The 249-nt window shown below is 56.2% G+C and carries 1 protein-coding gene; it reads left to right on the top strand.

Annotated elements, in window-relative coordinates:
• Nucleotides 1-249, top strand: a 249-nt coding sequence (locus R0J88_RS22275; protein ID WP_410901210.1) for an AMP-binding enzyme, incomplete at both ends; no start/stop codon positions are given.

Here is a 249-nt window from a genome sequence, read left to right as displayed (position 1 = left end):
AAGATGGCTATTACTGGATAACCGGGCGTGTGGACGATGTGCTGAACGTCTCCGGTCACCGTCTGGGAACGGCGGAGATTGAGTCGGCGCTGGTGGCGCATCCGAAGATTGCCGAAGCCGCCGTAGTAGGTATTCCGCACAATATTAAAGGTCAGGCGATCTACGCCTACGTCACGCTTAATCACGGGGAGGAACCGTCACCAGAACTGTACGCAGAAGTCCGCAACTGGGTGCGTAAAGAGATTGGCC

It is taken from the genome of Pseudoalteromonas sp. SIMBA_162 (genome assembly GCF_046535955.1).
GTDB classification, from domain to species: Bacteria; Pseudomonadota; Gammaproteobacteria; order Enterobacterales; family Alteromonadaceae; genus Pseudoalteromonas; species Pseudoalteromonas marina.
Note: the sequence above shows the minus strand (reverse complement) of the source record. Positions and strands in the feature narration are given on the sequence as shown.